17 protein-coding genes and 1 pseudogene are annotated in these 17253 nt (G+C 63.1%); 11 read left to right on the top strand and 7 right to left on the bottom strand.

Annotated elements, in window-relative coordinates; genetic code table 11:
* The first annotated feature begins 67 nt into the window (after positions 1-67).
* Both AC1Q61_RS30990 and AC1Q61_RS30985 read left to right on the top strand, forming a co-directional pair.
* Positions 68-451, top strand: a complete 384-nt coding sequence (locus AC1Q61_RS30990) for a DUF6578 domain-containing protein (RefSeq protein ID WP_042921287.1) — start codon at positions 68-70, stop codon at positions 449-451.
* Positions 448-873, top strand: coding sequence for a DUF6578 domain-containing protein (locus tag AC1Q61_RS30985; RefSeq protein ID WP_042448984.1), 426 nt, complete (start codon positions 448-450; stop codon positions 871-873). The genes AC1Q61_RS30990 and AC1Q61_RS30985 overlap by 4 nt, the downstream gene beginning before the upstream one ends.
* Positions 874-909: 36 nt before the next feature.
* Here the strand turns inward: AC1Q61_RS30985 and AC1Q61_RS30980 are convergent, their stop codons facing one another.
* Positions 910-1677 carry an amino acid ABC transporter ATP-binding protein gene (locus AC1Q61_RS30980; protein WP_003946239.1) on the bottom strand — a complete coding sequence of 256 codons (768 nt, stop codon included), beginning with the start codon at positions 1675-1677 and terminating at the stop codon, positions 910-912.
* Positions 1674-3122: an amino acid ABC transporter substrate-binding protein/permease gene (locus AC1Q61_RS30975; protein ID WP_051649535.1), complete on the bottom strand. Its 1449-nt coding sequence runs from the start codon at positions 3120-3122 to the stop codon at positions 1674-1676. The genes AC1Q61_RS30980 and AC1Q61_RS30975 overlap by 4 nt, the downstream gene beginning before the upstream one ends.
* 236 nt (positions 3123-3358) lie before the next feature.
* On the opposite strand from AC1Q61_RS30975, the gene AC1Q61_RS30970 reads away from it, so the two are divergent.
* From AC1Q61_RS30970 to rsmA, 3 genes are read left to right on the top strand one after another with little or no spacing between them, the layout of a single operon-like run.
* Entirely contained in the window at positions 3359-4483 is a 1125-nt protein-coding gene (locus tag AC1Q61_RS30970) for a resuscitation-promoting factor (RefSeq protein ID WP_042921286.1), read from the top strand.
* A gap of 31 nt (positions 4484-4514) precedes the next feature.
* Positions 4515-5642 carry a resuscitation-promoting factor gene (locus tag AC1Q61_RS30965; RefSeq protein WP_007729017.1) on the top strand — a complete coding sequence of 376 codons (1128 nt, stop codon included), beginning with the start codon at positions 4515-4517 and terminating at the stop codon, positions 5640-5642.
* A gap of 9 nt (positions 5643-5651) precedes the next feature.
* Positions 5652-6566, top strand: a complete 915-nt coding sequence (rsmA, locus tag AC1Q61_RS30960; RefSeq protein ID WP_042921284.1) for a 16S rRNA (adenine(1518)-N(6)/adenine(1519)-N(6))-dimethyltransferase RsmA — start codon at positions 5652-5654, stop codon at positions 6564-6566.
* Positions 6567-6608: 42 nt separating this feature from the next.
* On the opposite strand, the gene AC1Q61_RS30955 is transcribed toward rsmA, so the two are convergent.
* Genes AC1Q61_RS30955 through AC1Q61_RS30945 form a run of 3 tightly spaced genes read right to left on the bottom strand, consistent with a single transcriptional unit; the run spans position 6609 to position 10001 of the window.
* Positions 6609-8870, bottom strand: coding sequence for a heavy metal translocating P-type ATPase (locus AC1Q61_RS30955; RefSeq protein WP_003946240.1), 2262 nt, complete (start codon positions 8868-8870; stop codon positions 6609-6611).
* Positions 8870-9784 (bottom strand): DUF8832 domain-containing protein, encoded by a 915-nt coding sequence (locus AC1Q61_RS30950; protein ID WP_042921281.1) that lies wholly within the window; start codon positions 9782-9784, stop codon positions 8870-8872. Before AC1Q61_RS30950 ends, AC1Q61_RS30955 begins: the two co-directional genes overlap by 1 nt.
* Before the next feature lie 7 nt (positions 9785-9791).
* Entirely contained in the window at positions 9792-10001 is a 210-nt protein-coding gene (locus tag AC1Q61_RS30945; protein WP_003946267.1) for a heavy-metal-associated domain-containing protein, read from the bottom strand.
* Positions 10002-10315: 314 nt separating this feature from the next.
* Between AC1Q61_RS30945 and AC1Q61_RS30940 the strand changes: the two genes are divergently transcribed.
* Complete coding sequence (locus AC1Q61_RS30940; protein ID WP_003946232.1) at positions 10316-10519, top strand: cold-shock protein; 204 nt, start codon at positions 10316-10318, stop codon at positions 10517-10519.
* Positions 10520-10615: 96 nt separating this feature from the next.
* Here AC1Q61_RS30940 and AC1Q61_RS30935 read toward each other — a convergent pair whose 3' ends face one another.
* The gene (locus tag AC1Q61_RS30935) at positions 10616-11584 is read right to left on the bottom strand and encodes a helix-turn-helix transcriptional regulator (RefSeq protein WP_003946249.1); all 969 of its coding nucleotides are present in this window, start codon (positions 11582-11584) and stop codon (positions 10616-10618) included.
* A gap of 96 nt (positions 11585-11680) precedes the next feature.
* Here AC1Q61_RS30935 and AC1Q61_RS30930 point away from each other — a divergent pair, with 96 nt between their 5' ends.
* The 4 genes from AC1Q61_RS30930 (at position 11681) to AC1Q61_RS30915 (ending at position 16314) form a co-directional block, all read left to right on the top strand.
* Complete coding sequence (locus AC1Q61_RS30930) at positions 11681-12676, top strand: ABC transporter ATP-binding protein (RefSeq protein WP_128637891.1); 996 nt, start codon at positions 11681-11683, stop codon at positions 12674-12676.
* 36 nt (positions 12677-12712) lie between these two features.
* Complete coding sequence (locus AC1Q61_RS30925; RefSeq protein ID WP_042921274.1) at positions 12713-13489, top strand: ABC transporter permease; 777 nt, start codon at positions 12713-12715, stop codon at positions 13487-13489.
* Positions 13490-13570: 81 nt separating this feature from the next.
* Positions 13571-14506: a 4-(cytidine 5'-diphospho)-2-C-methyl-D-erythritol kinase gene (locus AC1Q61_RS30920; RefSeq protein WP_042921272.1), complete on the top strand. Its 936-nt coding sequence runs from the start codon at positions 13571-13573 to the stop codon at positions 14504-14506.
* The gene (locus AC1Q61_RS30915; RefSeq protein WP_003946255.1) at positions 14506-16314 is read left to right on the top strand and encodes an ABC-F family ATP-binding cassette domain-containing protein; all 1809 of its coding nucleotides are present in this window, start codon (positions 14506-14508) and stop codon (positions 16312-16314) included. Before AC1Q61_RS30920 ends, AC1Q61_RS30915 begins: the two co-directional genes overlap by 1 nt.
* Here AC1Q61_RS30915 and AC1Q61_RS30910 read toward each other — a convergent pair.
* Entirely contained in the window at positions 16311-16808 is a 498-nt protein-coding gene (locus AC1Q61_RS30910) for a TetR/AcrR family transcriptional regulator (RefSeq protein WP_037126361.1), read from the bottom strand. The genes AC1Q61_RS30915 and AC1Q61_RS30910 overlap by 4 nt on opposite strands.
* Before the next feature lie 287 nt (positions 16809-17095).
* Here AC1Q61_RS30910 and AC1Q61_RS30905 point away from each other — a divergent pair.
* Positions 17096-17253, top strand: a pseudogene (locus tag AC1Q61_RS30905) (HNH endonuclease signature motif containing protein); the annotation flags it as partial.

Genomic DNA, 17253 nt, shown 5'->3' with positions numbered 1-17253 from the left:
GGTCTGACAGGTAACTCCGCGCCCGGGACGGTCGTGTCCCGGTTCGTCTACTGCGCGGAGTATTCAGATGAATGACTACAACGTGGTCACAGTCCGCATCGAAACGTGGGAATTCGAGTGCTGTGCACCGTTGCCGGTGGTCGGCGAAAAATCTGCGTGGGCTTTGCACCCCACACGTGAGTCGCTGTGGTTCGACGGGACGGTTCATGGAGGAATCTATCCCGACGACGTGGAACCTACGGCCGGGATCGTTCTCTCGATCCGACTCGAGCGCGGCGAGTTTGTCGAACAAGAACCCAGGCACTGGGTATTGGTACCTGGGAGCACCGATCACGTTCGAGTCGAGAAGGTCCCACGGTCTTTTCGCGGCATGTCGTCGCTGGTTGCCGGTCGTCGTGGCTGGATGGAGACGGCCGTTGTCGTCGAGCTTGCTCTTCCCGCGAGGGGATGAGGGCGCACAGCTTCACTGAGCCGACGCCGGTCGACTCTTCGGTCCGGATCGTCAGCGTTCATGTCGACGCGGTCGAAGTCGAGTGCTGCGGGCCGTTTCCGGTGGTCGGTGAACCATGCTCGTGGACATTGACACCGCGATCGCAGGACGACGATTTCGACGGTTGGGTTCACGGCGGGATGCCGGCGTCTGGAGTCGTGACCACCGGTGTGGTGCTCGGGATTCTCGTGGTCACGACGACGTACGAGGAAGTCGGAAGTCCACGCATGTGGTTGCCCGTCGAAGGTAGCGAGACCTATCGAAGGGTCGAGGCCAGTCCTCGGTGGTTCCGAAGGTTCGGCGACTTCGACTTCGAGCCGCAGAATCGGATCGAGACCGGGCTGGTCGTCGAATTGGCCACCACCCGTGCGCCTTTCCGGTAGTCCCCACTACCAAAAAGGCGCACAGGGGGCTTGCCCCTAGAGAACCTTCGCCAGGAAGTCCTGGGTGCGCTGCTGCTGGGGGTTGCCGAACAGACTCTCCGGCTTACCTTCTTCGACGATGTATCCGTCGGCCATGAAGATGACTCGGTCGGAAACCTCACGGGCGAAGCCCATCTCGTGGGTCACGACGACCATGGTCATGCCCTGCTTGGCGAGGTCGCGCAGCACCTGCAGAACCTCACCCACCATTTCGGGGTCGAGGGCGCTGGTGGCCTCGTCGAAGAGCATGATGTCCGGACTCATCGCGAGTGCGCGGGCTATGGCAACGCGCTGCTTCTGCCCACCGGACAGGCTGGCGGGCTTGGCATCTGCCTTCTCCGCGAGGCCGACCTGGCCGAGCAGTTTGACGGCGATCTCGCGAGCCTGCTCCTTGGTCGATCGCCCGGTCTGCACCGGAGCGAGCATCACGTTTTCGACGACGCTCATGTGGGGGAACAGGTTGAAGTGCTGGAACACCATCCCGATGTGCTGGCGCACCTTGTCGATGTCGACATCCTTGTTCGTGAGGTCGAACTGGTCGACGCGCACGGATCCGGCGGTGATGTCTTCGAGGCGGTTGAGGCAACGCAGGAAGGTCGACTTGCCGGAACCTGAAGGCCCGATGACGCAGACCACTTCACCGCTCTTGATGTCGACGTCCAGGCCCTTGAGGACCTCGTTGTCGCCGAACGACTTCTTCAGTCCCTTGACCGAAATCTTGACCTCGGTGGCGGACTTGCCCATGTTGACGGCTGTTTCGGTCACTTGTTGATCCTCTTCTCGAGGCGGTTCGACAGCTTGGTGAGCGCCATGATGATGATGAAGTACATGACGCCGATGATCAGCCACATGTTGAACGACTGGAAGTTGCGCGCGATGATGATGCGCCCTGTCTGAGTGAGCTCGGCGAGTCCGATGACCGACAGGATCGACGTGTCCTTGAGGGTGATCACGAACTGGTTGATGTACGACGGGATCATCGTGCGAATTGCCTGCGGCATGATGACTTTTCGCATCGACTTCATGTAGCTGATGCCCAGGCTTCGTGACGCCTCCATCTGTCCCTTGTCGACGGACAGGATGCCGCCGCGGACGATTTCAGCCATGTACGCGCCGGCGTTGAGCGAGAGCGTGATGATGCCTGCGGTGAAGGCGGACATCTGGAAATGCAGGGCTGCCGGGATGCCGAAGTAGATGAAGAATGCCTGCACCAACAGCGGTGTGCCGCGGAAGATGTCGACGTAGGTTGTGCCTATACCTCGGACGAACATGTTGGTGGAAACGCGGCAGAGACCGAAGATCGCGCCTAGGACCAGAGCGATCGCGATCGAGACGACGGAGAGAACGATCGTCAACCACAGGCCCTTGAGAAGCTGCGGGTAGGTGCTCTTGATCAAGCCGATGATGGAGTTGTCCGACGTCGACGCGCCCTGACCGAGGTAGGTCGAGACGATTTCGTCGTACTGGCCGTCGTCGCGCAGGTTCTGCAGTCCGGCGTTGAACATCTGGAGCAGTTCGGCGTTCTGGCCCTTGTTGACTGCGAAGCCGTAGCTCGCGCCCACCTCTTTTTCGGTGACCGTCTTGAGGCCGTTGCCCTGTGTGATGCCGTAGGCGAGGACGGGGTAGTCGTCGAAGACTGCGACGGAGTTCCCGGTGCGGACCTCGTCGTACATGCTGGCGGAGTCGGCGAAATAGACTGTGGTGAAGCCGTATTGGTCCTTGATGGACTCGGCGAAGCTGGCGCCCTCGGTGCCGTTCTTGACGGCGACGCGCTTGCCCCTCAGATCCTCGTACGACTTCACGTCGTTGTCGGTCTCGAGGACCGCCATCTGCACGCCCGACTCGAAGTACGCGTCGGAGAAGTCGAACACCTGCTTGCGGGCGTCGGTGATGGACATGCCCGCGATGACGCCGTCCGCCTGCCCGGCCTGCACGGCCTGAAGGGCCGCGTCGAAGCCGAGCTGTTTGATGTCGACCTTGAAGCCTTGGTCCTCGGCGATCGCATTGAGCAGGTCGATGTCGATGCCGACGAGTTTGCCGTCTTCGTTCTCGAATTCGAACGGGGCGAATGTCAGATCGGTGGCGATCGTGTAGGTGCGGCCGGGTTGCGCGCTCGCGATTCCGGGGGCGAACAGCGCTGCGATCAGCGCCAGCAGGATGGCCAGGATCGGCCACCTGGCATTACGTGGTCTGTCGAATCTTCTTCGCACTATCGCCCAGCTTTCTTCTGTCGCGCCCGGGATCGCCGGACTGCTTTGAACCAGACGAGAACATACTGCGCCCAGAGCTGAATCGATACACGGGTATCGGAGCCGGAAAGTGCAGAACACACGACACGCCGTTGCCGTTCCGTGACAAAAGTCGCATTTCGTTGTGATTTGGTTGCCGATACAACGCTCGGTCGTTACCGTATTGTGATCGAACGTCGTCTGCCTTGGGATTTCCTGTGTCGCCTTTTGCCAAGATCAACTCCACGAAGTCACCACTTCTCTATTCAGTGGTGGGTGCGTTGCTTCTGACGCTCATCGTCGGGGGTGCGCTCGCCGTGGTTCGGCACAAGACGATCACCCTCGACGTCGACGGCGACATGATTTCGCTGTCCACGATGTCGAGCAGCGTCGGTACCGCTCTCGAGGACGCCGGATACCCGGTCGATCCCAAGGACGCGCTCGCACCCAGTGCCGATTCCTCCCTGTCCGATGGCGATACCGTCGTACTACGCCGTGCCCGTGAGTTGGCTCTGACCGTCGACGGTCAGCCGACCACCATCTGGACCACCGCATTGACGGTCGACGAGGCATTGAAGCAGGTAGATGTTTCCGACGACTTCGCAGTCTCGGCTTCGCGCTCGCATCGTCTGCCGCTCGAACGGACCGAGCTCGACGTCGTCAGCCCGAAGACCGTCAGCGTCAGCGACGGTGGTGCTCCGGCGGCGGAGGTCAAGCTCGCCGCCGTGACCGTCGGCGATCTTCTCGCGGCCAAGAATGCGCCGCTCGAGCAGGCCGACTCGGTGGTTCCCACCGCCGACACACCCGTTACCAACGGCCTGACCATCCAGGTCACTCGCGACCGCACGGACACTCGCGTCGAGACGCAGCCGATCGCGCCGCCGGAGAACAAGGTCGAGGATCCCGAGCTGGAGAAGGACAAGACCGTCGTCGAGAACCCGGGTGTTCCGGGTGAGCGCACGGCCACCGTCGAGGTCAAGACCGTCAACGGCGTCGAGGCCGGACGAACCGAACTGTCCGCGACCGTGATCAAGGAACCGGTCGCAGCAGTGGTGAAGGTCGGTACCAAGCAGGCTTCCGCTCCCGCTGTGTCCAACGCGTCGACGTGGGATGCCATTGCTCAGTGCGAGGCGACCGGAAACTGGGCCATCAACACCGGCAACGGTTTCTACGGAGGACTTCAGTTCACCCAGAGCACCTGGGAAGCATTCGGCGGCGGTCAGTACGCAGCTCGCGCCGACCTCGCATCACGTGAACAGCAGATCGCGATCGGCGAGAAAGTCCGCGCCGGTCAGGGCTGGGGTGCTTGGCCGTCCTGCACCAGCAAATTGGGCCTGCGCTGACGCGCTCACACCTCACAGAACACAGGAACCGATGTCACCGTTCGCCAAGATCAACTCGACCAGGTCGCCGTTGTTGTACTCGGCGATCGCCGCTCTTCTCCTGACGGTTCTCGTGGGTGGTGTTCTGGCCGTCGTCCGGCACAAGACCATCACTCTCGATGTCGACGGTGAGCAGATTCGCCTGAGCACCATGTCGACCAACGTCGACGGCGCTCTCGAGGACGCGGGTTACCCGATCGGTGACAAGGATGCAGTTGCTCCCGCGGCCGACGCTTCGCTGTCCGACGGCGACACCGTGGTGCTCCGTCGTGCCCGTGAGATCACGCTGACGGTCGACGGTCAGCCGCAGAAGCTCTGGACCACTGCCTTGACCGTCGACGACGCGTTGAAGCAGTTGGACGTCGCGGCGGATGTGCACGTGTCGGCTTCGCGCTCGCAGCGTCTTCCGCTGGACGGCGCCGCGCTCGACGTGCTGACACCGGTCGTCGCAAAACTGGTCGACGGCGCAAACGCGGCAGCAGACGTGCGTATCGCGGCGCCGACGGTCGGGGAGTTCCTTACCGCCAACGGCACTCCGCTCGAGCAGTCGGACACGGTGGTTCCCGCCGCCGACGCTCCACTGACCGAGGGCCTGGAGGTCACGGTGACGCGCAACCGCACCGAGAACAAGGTCGAGACCTTGCCGCTCGATCCGCCGGATCAGCGCATCGAGGATCCGACGATGAACCAGAGTCGCACGATCGTCGAGAACCCGGGCGTGCCCGGCGTGCGTGACGTGACGTTCGCCGTGAATCTCGTCAACGGTGTCGAAGCCGGACGTACCCAGGTCTCGGAGACGATCACCACACCGGCGCAGCCGAAGGTCGTGCGTGTCGGAACGAAGCCGGGCACCGAGGTGCCGCCCGTGGAGAACGGTTCGACGTGGGATGCGCTCGCACAGTGCGAGGCCACCGGTAACTGGGCCATCAACACCGGCAACGGTTTCTACGGCGGCGTGCAGTTCGATCAGAACACCTGGGAACGACAGGGCGGGTTGAAGTATGCGCCCCGCGCCGACCTCGCCACCCGTGAAGAACAGATCGCGATTGCGACACAGACCCAGCGCACTCAGGGTTGGGGCGCATGGCCGTCGTGCTCGGGTCGCCTCGGACTGGGATAAGTTCTACTGGTGTCAGACGCCGAACAATCGAACGAACCCATCGCTACTCCGCGCGGGCAGGCAGCCCTGCTCGGTCCGGTCGAGGTGCGCGCTCTTGCCGAGGAATTCGGTGTCCGGCCCACGAAACAGTTGGGGCAGAACTTCGTTCACGACGCCAATACCGTGAGGCGCATCGTCACCACGGCAGGCGTGACACGTGACGACGTCGTTCTCGAGGTAGGGCCTGGTCTCGGTTCGCTGACGATGGCGCTGATGGACGTGGTCGATCGGGTCATCGCGGTCGAGATCGATCCCAACCTCGCGGCTCGCCTCCCGAAGACGGTGGCCGAGCGAGCGCCGGAACTGGCCGATCGCCTGACCGTCGTCGAAGCCGACGCGATGCGTGTGCTGCCTTCGCAGATTCCCGGCGAGCCGACCGCGCTTGTCGCGAACCTGCCGTACAACGTCGCGGTGCCGGTGCTGTTGCACCTGTTCGCGTCGCTTCCGAGTCTGCGGACCGCACTCGTGATGGTGCAAGCCGAGGTTGCCGATCGCCTGGCGGCTGATCCGGGAAGCAAGATCTACGGCGTTCCCAGCGTCAAGGCCAACTTCTTCGGCGAGGTTCGCCGCGCTGGTGCAGTCGGACGCAACGTGTTCTGGCCGGTGCCGAATGTCGAATCAGGACTGGTTCGTATCGATCGGTACGCGGAGCCGCCGTGGCCGATGGACGAGAAGCACCGCAAGCAGGTTTTTGCGGCGATCGACGCCGCGTTCGCACAGCGCCGCAAGACTTTGCGTGCCGCTCTCAGCGGTTGGGCAGGTTCGCCTGCCGAGGCCGAACGACGGCTCCTCGCTGCCGGCATCGAGCCACAGACGCGTGGTGAGATGCTCGACGCAGCAGCCTTCGTTCGGCTGGCTGGAGGCGATAGCCCCGTGCGCGGTTAAGGAGTGCAGGGACTCCCTAACCGCGCACAGGGGCTTGCCCCCTTATTTGAACCGCCGCAACCTCAGGCTGTTGCTCACCACGAACACACTGCTGAATGCCATTGCGGCACCGGCGAGCATCGGGTTGAGCAGGCCGGCCGCAGCCAGCGGGATCGCAGCCGTGTTGTAGGCGAATGCCCAGAACAGGTTGCCCTTGATGGTCTTGAGCGTCTTGCGGGACAGTCGAATTGCATCGGCTGCCGACCGCAGGTCACCTCGCACCAGAGTGATGTCGCTGGCCTCGATCGCAACGTCGGTACCCGTGCCCATCGCCAGGCCGAGATCGGCCTGAGCCAGGGCTGCCGCGTCGTTCACGCCGTCGCCGACCATGGCCACGACGCGTCCTTCCGCTTGCAGTTTCTTGACGGCGTCGACCTTGTCCGCAGGCATGACCTCGGCGAAGACGGTGCTGATCCCGACCTGATCCGCGACAGTGCGAGCAACGGTGGCGTTGTCACCGGTCAGCAGAACCGGTTCGAGGCCGAGTGCTTTCAACTGCGCGATTGCTTCGGCGCTCGTGTCCTTGACCGCGTCGGCGATCACGAGGATGCCGTGCGCCTTGCCGTCCCAGCCCACCGCGATTGCGGTGCGCCCGGCCTTCTCTGCTGCAGCCTTCGCCTCGCGGAGATTTTCCGGCAACGGCATCGACCAGTCGGCGAGCAGCGCGTCTCGGCCCGCGACGACGGCGTGACCGTCGACCATTCCCTGCACGCCGCGCCCGGCGACGTTCACGAAATCCTCGACCGTAGGCAATTCGCCCACAGCTTCGGTCGCACCCTTCGCGATCGCTGCGGCGATGGGGTGCTCGGAGCGATGTTCGAGTGCGCCGGCCAGCCGAAGGACCTCGTCGACGGTTGTTCCTTCGCCCACCACGGTGTCCAGCAATGTCATCTGACCGGTGGTGACGGTTCCCGTCTTGTCGAGCACGACGGTGTCGACTGCGCGCGTCGATTCGAGCACCTCGGGTCCCTTGATGAGGATTCCCATCTGAGCTCCGCGACCCGTGCCCACCAACAGGGCTGTGGGCGTTGCCAATCCGAGGGCACAGGGGCACGCGATGATCAGCACGGCGACCGCAGCGGTGAAGGCCATCTCGATGGGGTTACCGGTACCGAGCCAGTAGCCCAGTGTCGCAACGGCAATCGCGATGACGACCGGTACGAAGATACCGGCGATCCGATCGGCGAGGCGCTGAACTTCGGCCTTGCCGTTCTGGGCGTCTTCGACCAGTGCCGCCATCTGGGCGAGTTGGGTGTCGCTCCCGACCCGGGTTGCCTCGACGGTCAAGGTTCCACCGACGTTGACGGTGGCGCCGACGACAGTGTCCCCGACACCGACTTCCTCAGGCACGGATTCACCCGTCAACATGCTCATGTCGACGGCTGAGCGGCCCTCGGTGATGATGCCGTCGGTGGCGATCTTCTCGCCGGGCCGGACGATGAAGGAGTCGCCCGCTGCCAGTTCTTCGGCGGGGATTCGTACTTCGACGCCGTTGCGCAATACCGCGACGTCTTTCGCACCGAGTTCCATGAGTGCGCGTAGTGCGGCGCCGGACGTGCGCTTGGACTTGTGCTCGAAGTAGCGTCCGGCGAGCACGAACGTGATGACGCCCGCGGCAACCTCGAGGTAGATGTTGGCGCTGCCGTCCATCCGGTCGACCGTGAGTCTGAACGCGTGTTTCATTCCCGCTTCGCCCGCGGTGCCGAAGAACAGTGCGTAGAGCGACCAGACGAAGGCCGAGATGGTGCCCAGCGAGATGAGCGTGTCCATCGTGGCCGCGCCGTGACGCAGGTTCACCCAGGCAGCCCGGTGGAAGGGGAGGGCCGCCCACACGATGACCGGTGCGGCCAGTGTGAGGGAGAGCCATTGCCAGTTGTCGAACTGCAGCGCAGGAATCATCGCCATAGCGATGACCGGCACGGAGAGAAGAGTCGAGATGATCAGGCGGGTACGGAGCTCGCGCAGATCACGATCCTGCGGGGTTTCCGCATCCGGGTCGACGGTGTCCGGCGCGCTGGGCGGCTTGGGGAGCGCGGCGGAATAACCGGCGTTCTCGACGGCAGTGACCAGATCTTCGACGGGTACCCCGTCCGGGAAGGTGACCTTGGCCTTCTCCGTCGCGTAGTTGACGGTGGCTGTGACGCCGTCGATCTTGTTGAGCTTCTTCTCGATTCGTGACGCGCAGGAGGCGCAGGTCATCCCGGTGATCGCGAGTTCGACGCTGCTCGAGTTGGCAGCATTGTCGACCGCAGTCGGTGACGTCATCAGTGCCCTCCCTCGTGATTGTCTGGAACTGAAGCTGTGGAAATGCCTGCATCAACAGTGAATTCGGCGGTCCGAACCACGCCCTCGTGCTGGAAGTCGAGGAACAGCCGGTATGTGCCTTCGCTCGGTGCCTGTGCGTGGAAGGAAATGTCCGGACCAGGAGCTGTGACGCCGTCGCCTGGCTCGCCTTCGGGGTGCACGTGCAGGTAGGCGAGGTCGCCGGTGCGCAGGGCAACGAGGTGACCGAAGGCACCGAGGTACGGATCGAGATCGGTGACCGGGGCTCCGTCGCGAGCAACGCTCAGCGTGATCGGGCCGCCGGCAGTGGTCAGATCACCGTCGAGAGTCACGGTGTATCCGTCGACGGTTGCGGTCGCGCTCTTCGCAGGTAGCGGCGCAGGAGTGAATTCGCCTGCCACGTCGAAGTTTCGGCCGAGTGTCAGTTGGGTGCCGTCGGTGGGATCGAAGTCCGCGAAGACTCGGTAGGTGCCGGCGGCGGGCCAGGCCCAGTCGATCGACCAGGTGCCGTCTGCAGCGAGGGACGGATGTACGTGGCGGAATTCGCTGGTGTCGTTTCGGACGACAATGAGGTGGAGTTTCTTCTCGTGCAGGAGGTCGAAATCGACGACGGGCGTGTTGGTGTCGTCGAGAATCCGGAAGGTCAAGGTTCCCGGCTCCCCAGCTCGACCGGGTGCGGTCACATCGGTGAGTGTGTATCCGCCGGAAGAGACTTCGAGTCCTGCAGGTGTTGCCGAATCCATGCCTGGCATCGATTCTGTGGTTGATTCGTGGGTGCTGTGCTGGGCGGTGGACATGTCTATCGGGCTTCCGATTGCGGCCCCCACGCCGAGGGCGGCGCCGAAGACGGCGACCAGCCCTACGGCGTAGGCGGCAAGTGTTGTCGAGGTGCGCACGGCTGACTCAGCTTGGTACGACTGCGTAGCCGGCTTCGTCGACTGCTGCGACGACGTCGGCTGCGGAGACGGGAGCATCGCTGGTGACGACGACACGTCCGCTCGCCAGTTCGACATCCACCGCGGTTACTCCCGCGATGTTGCCGATCTCTTCCTTGACGGATCCGACGCAGTGTCCGCAGGTCATTCCGGAAACGGTGTATTCGGCGGTGGTCATCGCAGGTCCCTTCGGTTGTGGAAAGCTTATTTTACGGATACCCGGTGTAGGTATCACTCTGCAATCGAAGGTACCCCCAGGGGGTATGCCTGTCAACGGGCTGGGCAGTGGCGAAGGCCTCAGGGAAGACAACAGGGCGGATGTGTGGTCTACTTGTGTTGGTCGTAAGTGTTTGTGTTTGTGTTTCCACGCTCGCAAATGGTTAGGTTGCGAGCGTTTGGACATCCTCCACGGATTTGTCTCAGAACGGTCGTAGTAAGTGACCCGGGCGGTCGAAGCGACTGCCTGTTGACACTGTGTTAGAGGAGATTTACATGGCAGAGGGCATCGTGAAGTGGTTCAACTCCGAGAAGGGGTTCGGCTTCATCGCTCCCGAAGACGGCAGTGCTGACGTCTTCGTTCACTACTCCGAGATCCAGAGTGGCGGCTTCCGCACTCTCGAGGAGAACCAGCGCGTGGCGTTCGAGATCGGTCAGGGCAACAAGGGCCCGCAGGCCACCGGCGTTACCATCGTCTAAGACGTCCATGTGAGTCGGGCAACCGACGCATGACGTACTGACAAGACCCCAACTCTTCGGAGTTGGGGTCTTGTTGTATTTGGGTGAAAAACGCTGTCATGCATCGAGATACCGCTGAGTGGCGACTGCCGTTTCCGCCGCGATCGTGCGGCATTCCTCGCGGAGTTCAGGTGGATTCACAACGGTGAAATCGACGTCGAAAGCTCTGAGCCAGTGTGCGATCGATCGCAGAGAAGTGCCCGAAAGCACTATGACGCAACGCCCTTCGTCGGTGGACTCCACCGATCCCCACTGTTCGTTGACCATGGGTGCTATCTGCTCGATGGGTGCATGCAGTAGAACTGTTGCGCGCGTGGAGGAATAGGCCCGAGCGACACCGCGGGACACGAAGTCTGCTGCACCACCGGCGGGTAGTTCCCGCGGCACGAATCGTGGGCCGGTGGGGATCTTGGGTTCCATCCGGTCGACGCGGAACGACCGCCAGTCTTCGCGAGACAGATCCCAAGCCACCAGATACCACCGAACACCCGACCGCACGAGCCTGTACGGTTCCACCTCGCGTCGGCTCTGGGTGCCGTCGTGAGTGCTGTAGTCGAATCTCAATCGCTCGTGGTTGTGGCATACGGATGCGATGGCGGACAGTACCGACGCATCGACTGCGCTCGCGGCGGGCTCGCGTGGCACGACATCGATCGACAGCGATTCCAGACGGTGTCGCAGCCTCGACGGCATGATCTGCCGCAGCTTCGCCAGCGCGCGCATCGAAGCCTCGCCGATGCCGACCACAGAGCCGGTCGCTCCGGATTGCAGTGAAAGTGCCACCGCGAGCACTTCTTCGTCATCGAGCTGTAGCGGGGGCATCTCCGCGCCGGCACCCAGGCGATATCCGCCACCGACTCCGACTGTCGCGTCGACCGGATAGCCGAGATCGCGGAGGCGGTCCACGTCACGTCGAACTGTGCGTGGGGTGATCGCGAGCTTGTCTGCGAGTTCGGCACCGGACCAGTCTCGACGTGTCTGGAGCAGTGACAGCAACCGCAGTAGGCGAGCCGATGTCTCCTTCATGGGAAGAAGTCTGCCAAACATTTAGGACCCAATGCGTCCTCAATTGAATTTAGGTTGGTCCGCATCCGATCAGTCGAGAAGAAATTGGGGCACATCATGAGTCGCATCAACGACGGCAGACCGATGATCGAGACGAAGGCGCTCACCAAGCACTTCGCCCAGGGCAAGAAGCTCGTGGAAGCAGTCAAGGGAGTCACGCTCGATGTAGCGGAGGGTGAGTTGGTTGCCTTGCTGGGGCCGAACGGCGCCGGGAAATCGACGACGTTGCGCATGCTGACCACCTTGCTCGAGCCCACGTCCGGCAGCGCGCGAATCGCAGGATTCGACATCGCTGCGGCACGAAACGAGGTGCGATCGAGCCTCGGGTACGTCGGGCAGGGGAACGGAGCCGGCCACAACCAGCGGGTTCGCGACGAGTTGGTGACGCAGGGGTTGTGCTACGGAATGCCCAAGGGCGACTCGCAGGTCCGGGCCGACGAATTGCTGCGTGATCTCGAACTCACCGAGTTGGGTACTAGAAAGGTCAGTACGCTGTCCGGCGGGCAGCGCCGGCGGCTCGATATCGCCCTCGGCCTGGTCCATCGCCCACCGCTCCTGTTCCTCGACGAGCCGACCACGGGCATGGACCCGCAGAGTCGGGCCAACCTCTGGGACCACATCCTCCGGCTGCGGCGCGAGATGGGCACCACGATCGTGCTGACCACGCACTACCTCGAAGAAGCGGATTCGATGGCAGAGCGGGTCATCGTCATCGACGAGGGCACCGTTATCGCGGACAACACCGCTGCCGCACTCAAAGCGGATCTTGCCGGGGATCATCTTCTGCTCACCTTCGACAACGCCGAAGCGGCTGCCATCGCGGCGTCGGTGGCCGAGCGACTTGTCACTGTGCGTGGGGTCACCGTCGAGGCAAGTTCGGTGAGTATCCGTGCCGGCGAGGGTGATTCGACGCTACCGGTGTTGCTGCGTGAAGCCGATGCCCGCGGTGCCCTCGCACTCACTGCCGACATCACCAGGCCGACTCTCGACGACGTCTTCCTCACTCTCACCGGCCGCAGTCTGCGCGAGAGCGCCGCTGCGGTCGCTTCCTGAAACACGACAAAGAACTTCGACGAACAGGAATCCGCCATGACAATCACACTCGATACCCCACTTACCGTGCACGGCAACATCGTTCGAGACAGCTCAATCGTGATGGGCCGTGAGCTGCGACCGATGTTGCGCGACCCGGTCAGCGTCATCTTCAGCCTCATCCAGCCGCTGATCCTGTTGGCGTTGTTCGGGCCTCTGCTCAAAGGGGTTCCGGGTACCGGTGACGGCGTATGGAATTGGTTCATTCCCGGTGTGTTGGTGATGATCGCGATCTTCGGAACGACGATGACCGGGTCCAACCTCTTGATGGAGATGCAGCAGGGATCGCACGAGCGAATGTTGGTGACTCCGCTCCGACGCTCGTCCTTGTTGATCGGGCGAGCGTGCAAGGAGATGGTTCCGCTTGCCGCGCAGGCGATTCTGATCATTCTGGTCGCACTTCCGCTCGGATTGGACGTCAATGCAGCGGGAGCCGCGCTCGGGATAGTCCTGCTGGGAGTGTTCGGCGTCGGACTCGGTGCGCTCTCGTACGCTCTCGCTCTGGCTGTGCGGGAGCAGGATTGGATGTTCTGGGTCGTTCAGCAGACGCTGATGTTCCCGCTCCTGATCCTGTCGGGAACCATGCTTCCACTCGAGGACGCACCAGGTTGGATGAAGGTCCTCGTGAACATCAATCCGCTCGGCTACGTCGTAGACGCCGAGCGGGCACTCTTTGCCGGAGACTTCGCGTCGAGCAGCGTTCTGGCAGGAATCGTCGCCGCCTTGGGCGTGGCGGTGGTCGGTCTGGGCGTAGGTGTGCGCGCGGTGAAATAGCGTGGGTGTGCTGGCTGTCGGACGGGCTGCTGCGGTCGCAGGTTTTCGCCCAGGTGTTCGCAGCGCCTATTGTTGTTCCTTGTGCTCTCCGTCGTTCCACGCCCCGTAGTCGTCCGGGCCCCGTCCAAGGTGAATCTCCACCTTGCCGTCGGGGACCTGCGAGACGACGGCTATCACGAGCTGACGACGGTTTTTCAGGCATTGTCGCTGGCAGACACCCTCACGGTGGCGCCTGCGGACACCTTGACCGTGCGGGTGATCGGCGACGACGCCGCGGCCGTGCCGACCGATCGCACCAACCTCGTGTGGCGTGCCGCCGAGATGCTCGCCGTCGAGGGTGGCGTGGCCCCGAACGTCGAGATAGTCATCGAGAAAGGCATCCCCGTCGCAGGCGGAATGGCCGGCGGGAGTGCCGACGCAGCCGCCGCTTTGGTTGCGCTCAACGCTTTGTGGAAGCTCGACTTCTCGCGGCCTGATCTCGACGCTTTTGCGGCACGCCTCGGGAGTGACGTTCCGTTCTCGCTGCACGGTGGCACTGCCCTCGGAACCGGCCGCGGCGAACAACTTGTCCCCGTGTTGACCCGCCACACTTTTCACTGGGTGTTGGCGCTGGCGAAGGGTGGCTTGAGCACACCGGTCGTGTTCCGCGAGCTGGACAAGCTGCGGGCAGAAGGCTCCCCGAAACGGGTGGGGAGCGCCGATGCGTTGATCCAGGCACTGACCACGGGTGACGCTCATCTGCTTGCGTCGCTGCTCGGCAACGATCTGCAGGCTGCGGCACTCTCACTCAACCCGGATCTACGACGGACGCTTCGAGCGGGCGTCGAAGCCGGAGCTTTGGCCGGCATCGTCTCCGGCTCCGGACCGACATGCGCCTTTCTCTGCGCCGACGCACAGTCCGCGGTGGAAGTGAGCGCAGAACTTGCGGGAGCGGGGGTGTGCCGCACCGTTCGCGTGGCGAGCGGACCCGTTCCCGGAGCACGAATACTCGACAATGCGGCAAAGGGACAGCACTGATGGCGAATCTGATCAATCTGGAAAACGTGTCGAAGTCTTTCGGCGTCAAGCCGTTGCTCGACGGGGTCTCCCTGGGCGTCGAGGAAGGCGAGCGCATCGGCGTCGTCGGTCTCAACGGTGGCGGTAAGACGACCATGCTCGAAGTCCTCGCGGGTGTGGAGCAGCCGGATTCGGGACGCGTCAGCCGCGTCGGCGGATTGCGTATGGCCGTCGTGACGCAGCGCGGTGTGCTGCCTCCCGGCTCCACTGTCGGTGAAGTGGTCCTGGGGCCGCTCGGAGTGGCGCAACACGAATGGGCCGGCGACGCGCGCATCCGTTCGGTGCTCTCGGGTATCGGCATCGACAACTTGGGCGCCGGTGGCGAGCGGTCCGCATTGGACGCCAAGGTCGACGGCCTGTCCGGCGGTGAGCGTCGCCGCGTGGCTCTCGCTGCGGCTCTGGTTCAGGACCTCGACCTGCTGGTGCTCGACGAGCCCACCAACCACCTCGACGTCGAAGGTGTTCAGTGGTTGGCCGAGCACCTCGTCTCGCGTCGCAGCGCGCTTGTCGTCGTGACCCACGATCGCTGGTTCCTCGACACCGTCGCCACCCGCACCTGGGAGGTTGTCGGCGGCGGCGTCGAAAGCTACGAGGGTGGCTACAACGACTGGGTGTTCGCTCGCGCCGAGCGTTCGCGTCAGGCTGACGCTTCCGAAGAGCGTCGACGCAACCTTGCGCGCAAGGAACTCGCATGGCTGCGCCGCGGTGCGCCGGCCCGTACGTCCAAGCCGAAGTACCGCATCGAGGCCGCAGAGGCCCTGATCGCCGACGTTCCGGCACCTCGTGACGCGGTCGCTCTTGCGTCGTTCGCGCAGCGTCGGCTCGGCAAGGTTGTCATCGAACTCGAAGACGCGCGTCTGGAGACTCCGGACGGTCGTGTACTCGTCGAGGATCTGACCTGGCGTCTCGCTCCAGGTGAGCGTGTAGGCCTGGTCGGTGTCAACGGCTCGGGCAAGACGACTCTGCTGCGGACTCTGGCCGGCGAACTCGAGCCTGCCGCCGGAAAGCGCATTCAGGGGCAGACCGTCCACATCGGTTGGCTCAAGCAGGAACTCGACGATCTACCGACCGACATGCGCGTACTTGACGCGGTCAAGGATGTAGCCGAGCGAATCACGCTGGGAGACAAGGAAGTATCGGCGGGTCAGCTGGCTGAGCGGTTGGGCTTCACACCGGCGCGTCAGCGCACCCCAGTCGGTGATCTCTCCGGTGGTGAGCGCCGACGTCTGCAGTTGACACGTGTCCTCATGGCCGAGCCCAACGTCCTGCTTCTCGACGAGCCGACCAACGATCTCGACATCGACACGCTTCAGCAACTCGAAGATCTGCTCGACGGCTGGGCTGGCACCATGGTGGTCATCTCGCACGACCGGTACCTGATCGAGCGCATCTGTGACACCACCTGGGCGCTCTTCGGTGACCGCAAGCTCACCAACCTGCCCGGTGGTATCGAGGACTACCTGCGTCGGCGCGCAGCAATGGGGGATGGCGACAACCCGTCGGTGGCTTCGACGGCGAGTGGTGCGTCGAAGAGCAAGCAGGTCCGTGACGGCGCCGCGGATCGCGCTGCACGCAAGGAACTTTCGAAGCTCGAGCGGTCCATTGCGAAGTTCGACGACCGAGAGAAGAAGCTGCACGCTTCCCTCGCCGACGCGGCCACCGACCCGGACAAGCTGCAGAAACTCGGCGCAGAACTCAAGCAGGTCATCGCCGACAAGGAAGCGGCCGAAGAGCAGTGGATGGAGCTCTTCGCCGAGCTGGACGGCTAGGGGAACTTCGCCCCGAACCTCTTGAAGGTTCGCTCTGGATCCAGGGTTTCCGGAGCATGCCTGCGCAGCAGTGCGTCCAGAACGAGCCCGTCCAGTGCTGCGACCAATTCCGCTGCATCGGACGAGGTCATGCCGCGTTCGATCAAGATGTCGACAAACCGATCCCGACCACGCACCAGTTCCACTGCGAGGTCGGGATCGTGGAATGACGCGATGATCAGTTCGTAACGCGCCCGAGTGCGGCCGGATTCAGGCCCCAGCCACCGGGCCACCTGTTGCTTCGGCGTCTCGCCTGGGCGAGGAAGATCGCCGTCCAGAAGGTGTCGCACCACCTCGACTATCAGTCCACGTTGATTTCCGAAGTAGTGCCGTGCGCTGCCGTGTGGCACGCCCGCCTCGTCTTCGACGCCTCTCATCGACCAGGCTCGAAACCCAACCCGGCCCAGCAGGTCGAGCCCGGCGTCCAGAAGTGCTTCTCGAGTCGATTTCTCCACGCAGAGAAGATACCGTGATATCCTCTTCTCCGCTTGGAGAATTTCTCCGCACGGAGAAGTGGCCGGTGGGTCGAACTGATTGGGGTGAAGCGTGGTCATCTTTTTCGACATCCTGCTTGTGCTGTGCGTTGTTGCGATTGTGTGTTTCGCGGGATACGTACTCTATCGCGTCGTCTTTGACGGCTAGCTGAATGGTGATGTACTTCAACAGGTCTCGAGTCTTCAGGTTCCCGAAGTTGTCCGGTTTGTCTCTGGTTATCGAAAGTATGTTCGATTAAACTTTGAGCATGGACAGTCGGGAAGCGTGGCAGCTGGATGGCGAGGACCTCAAGAGTGAGGTTCTGGATCTGGTGCGCGCCCGACACGAATTGCAGTCGCGGATGGTGTTGCTGATCGTGGAGATGTTTTCCCGTGAGGTTCTCGGCGGGAAGGGTTTTCGGGCGAT

This window comes from Rhodococcus sp. MPR-R1B (assembly GCF_058793255.1).
This window is presented reverse-complemented; position numbering and strand designations above follow the sequence as displayed.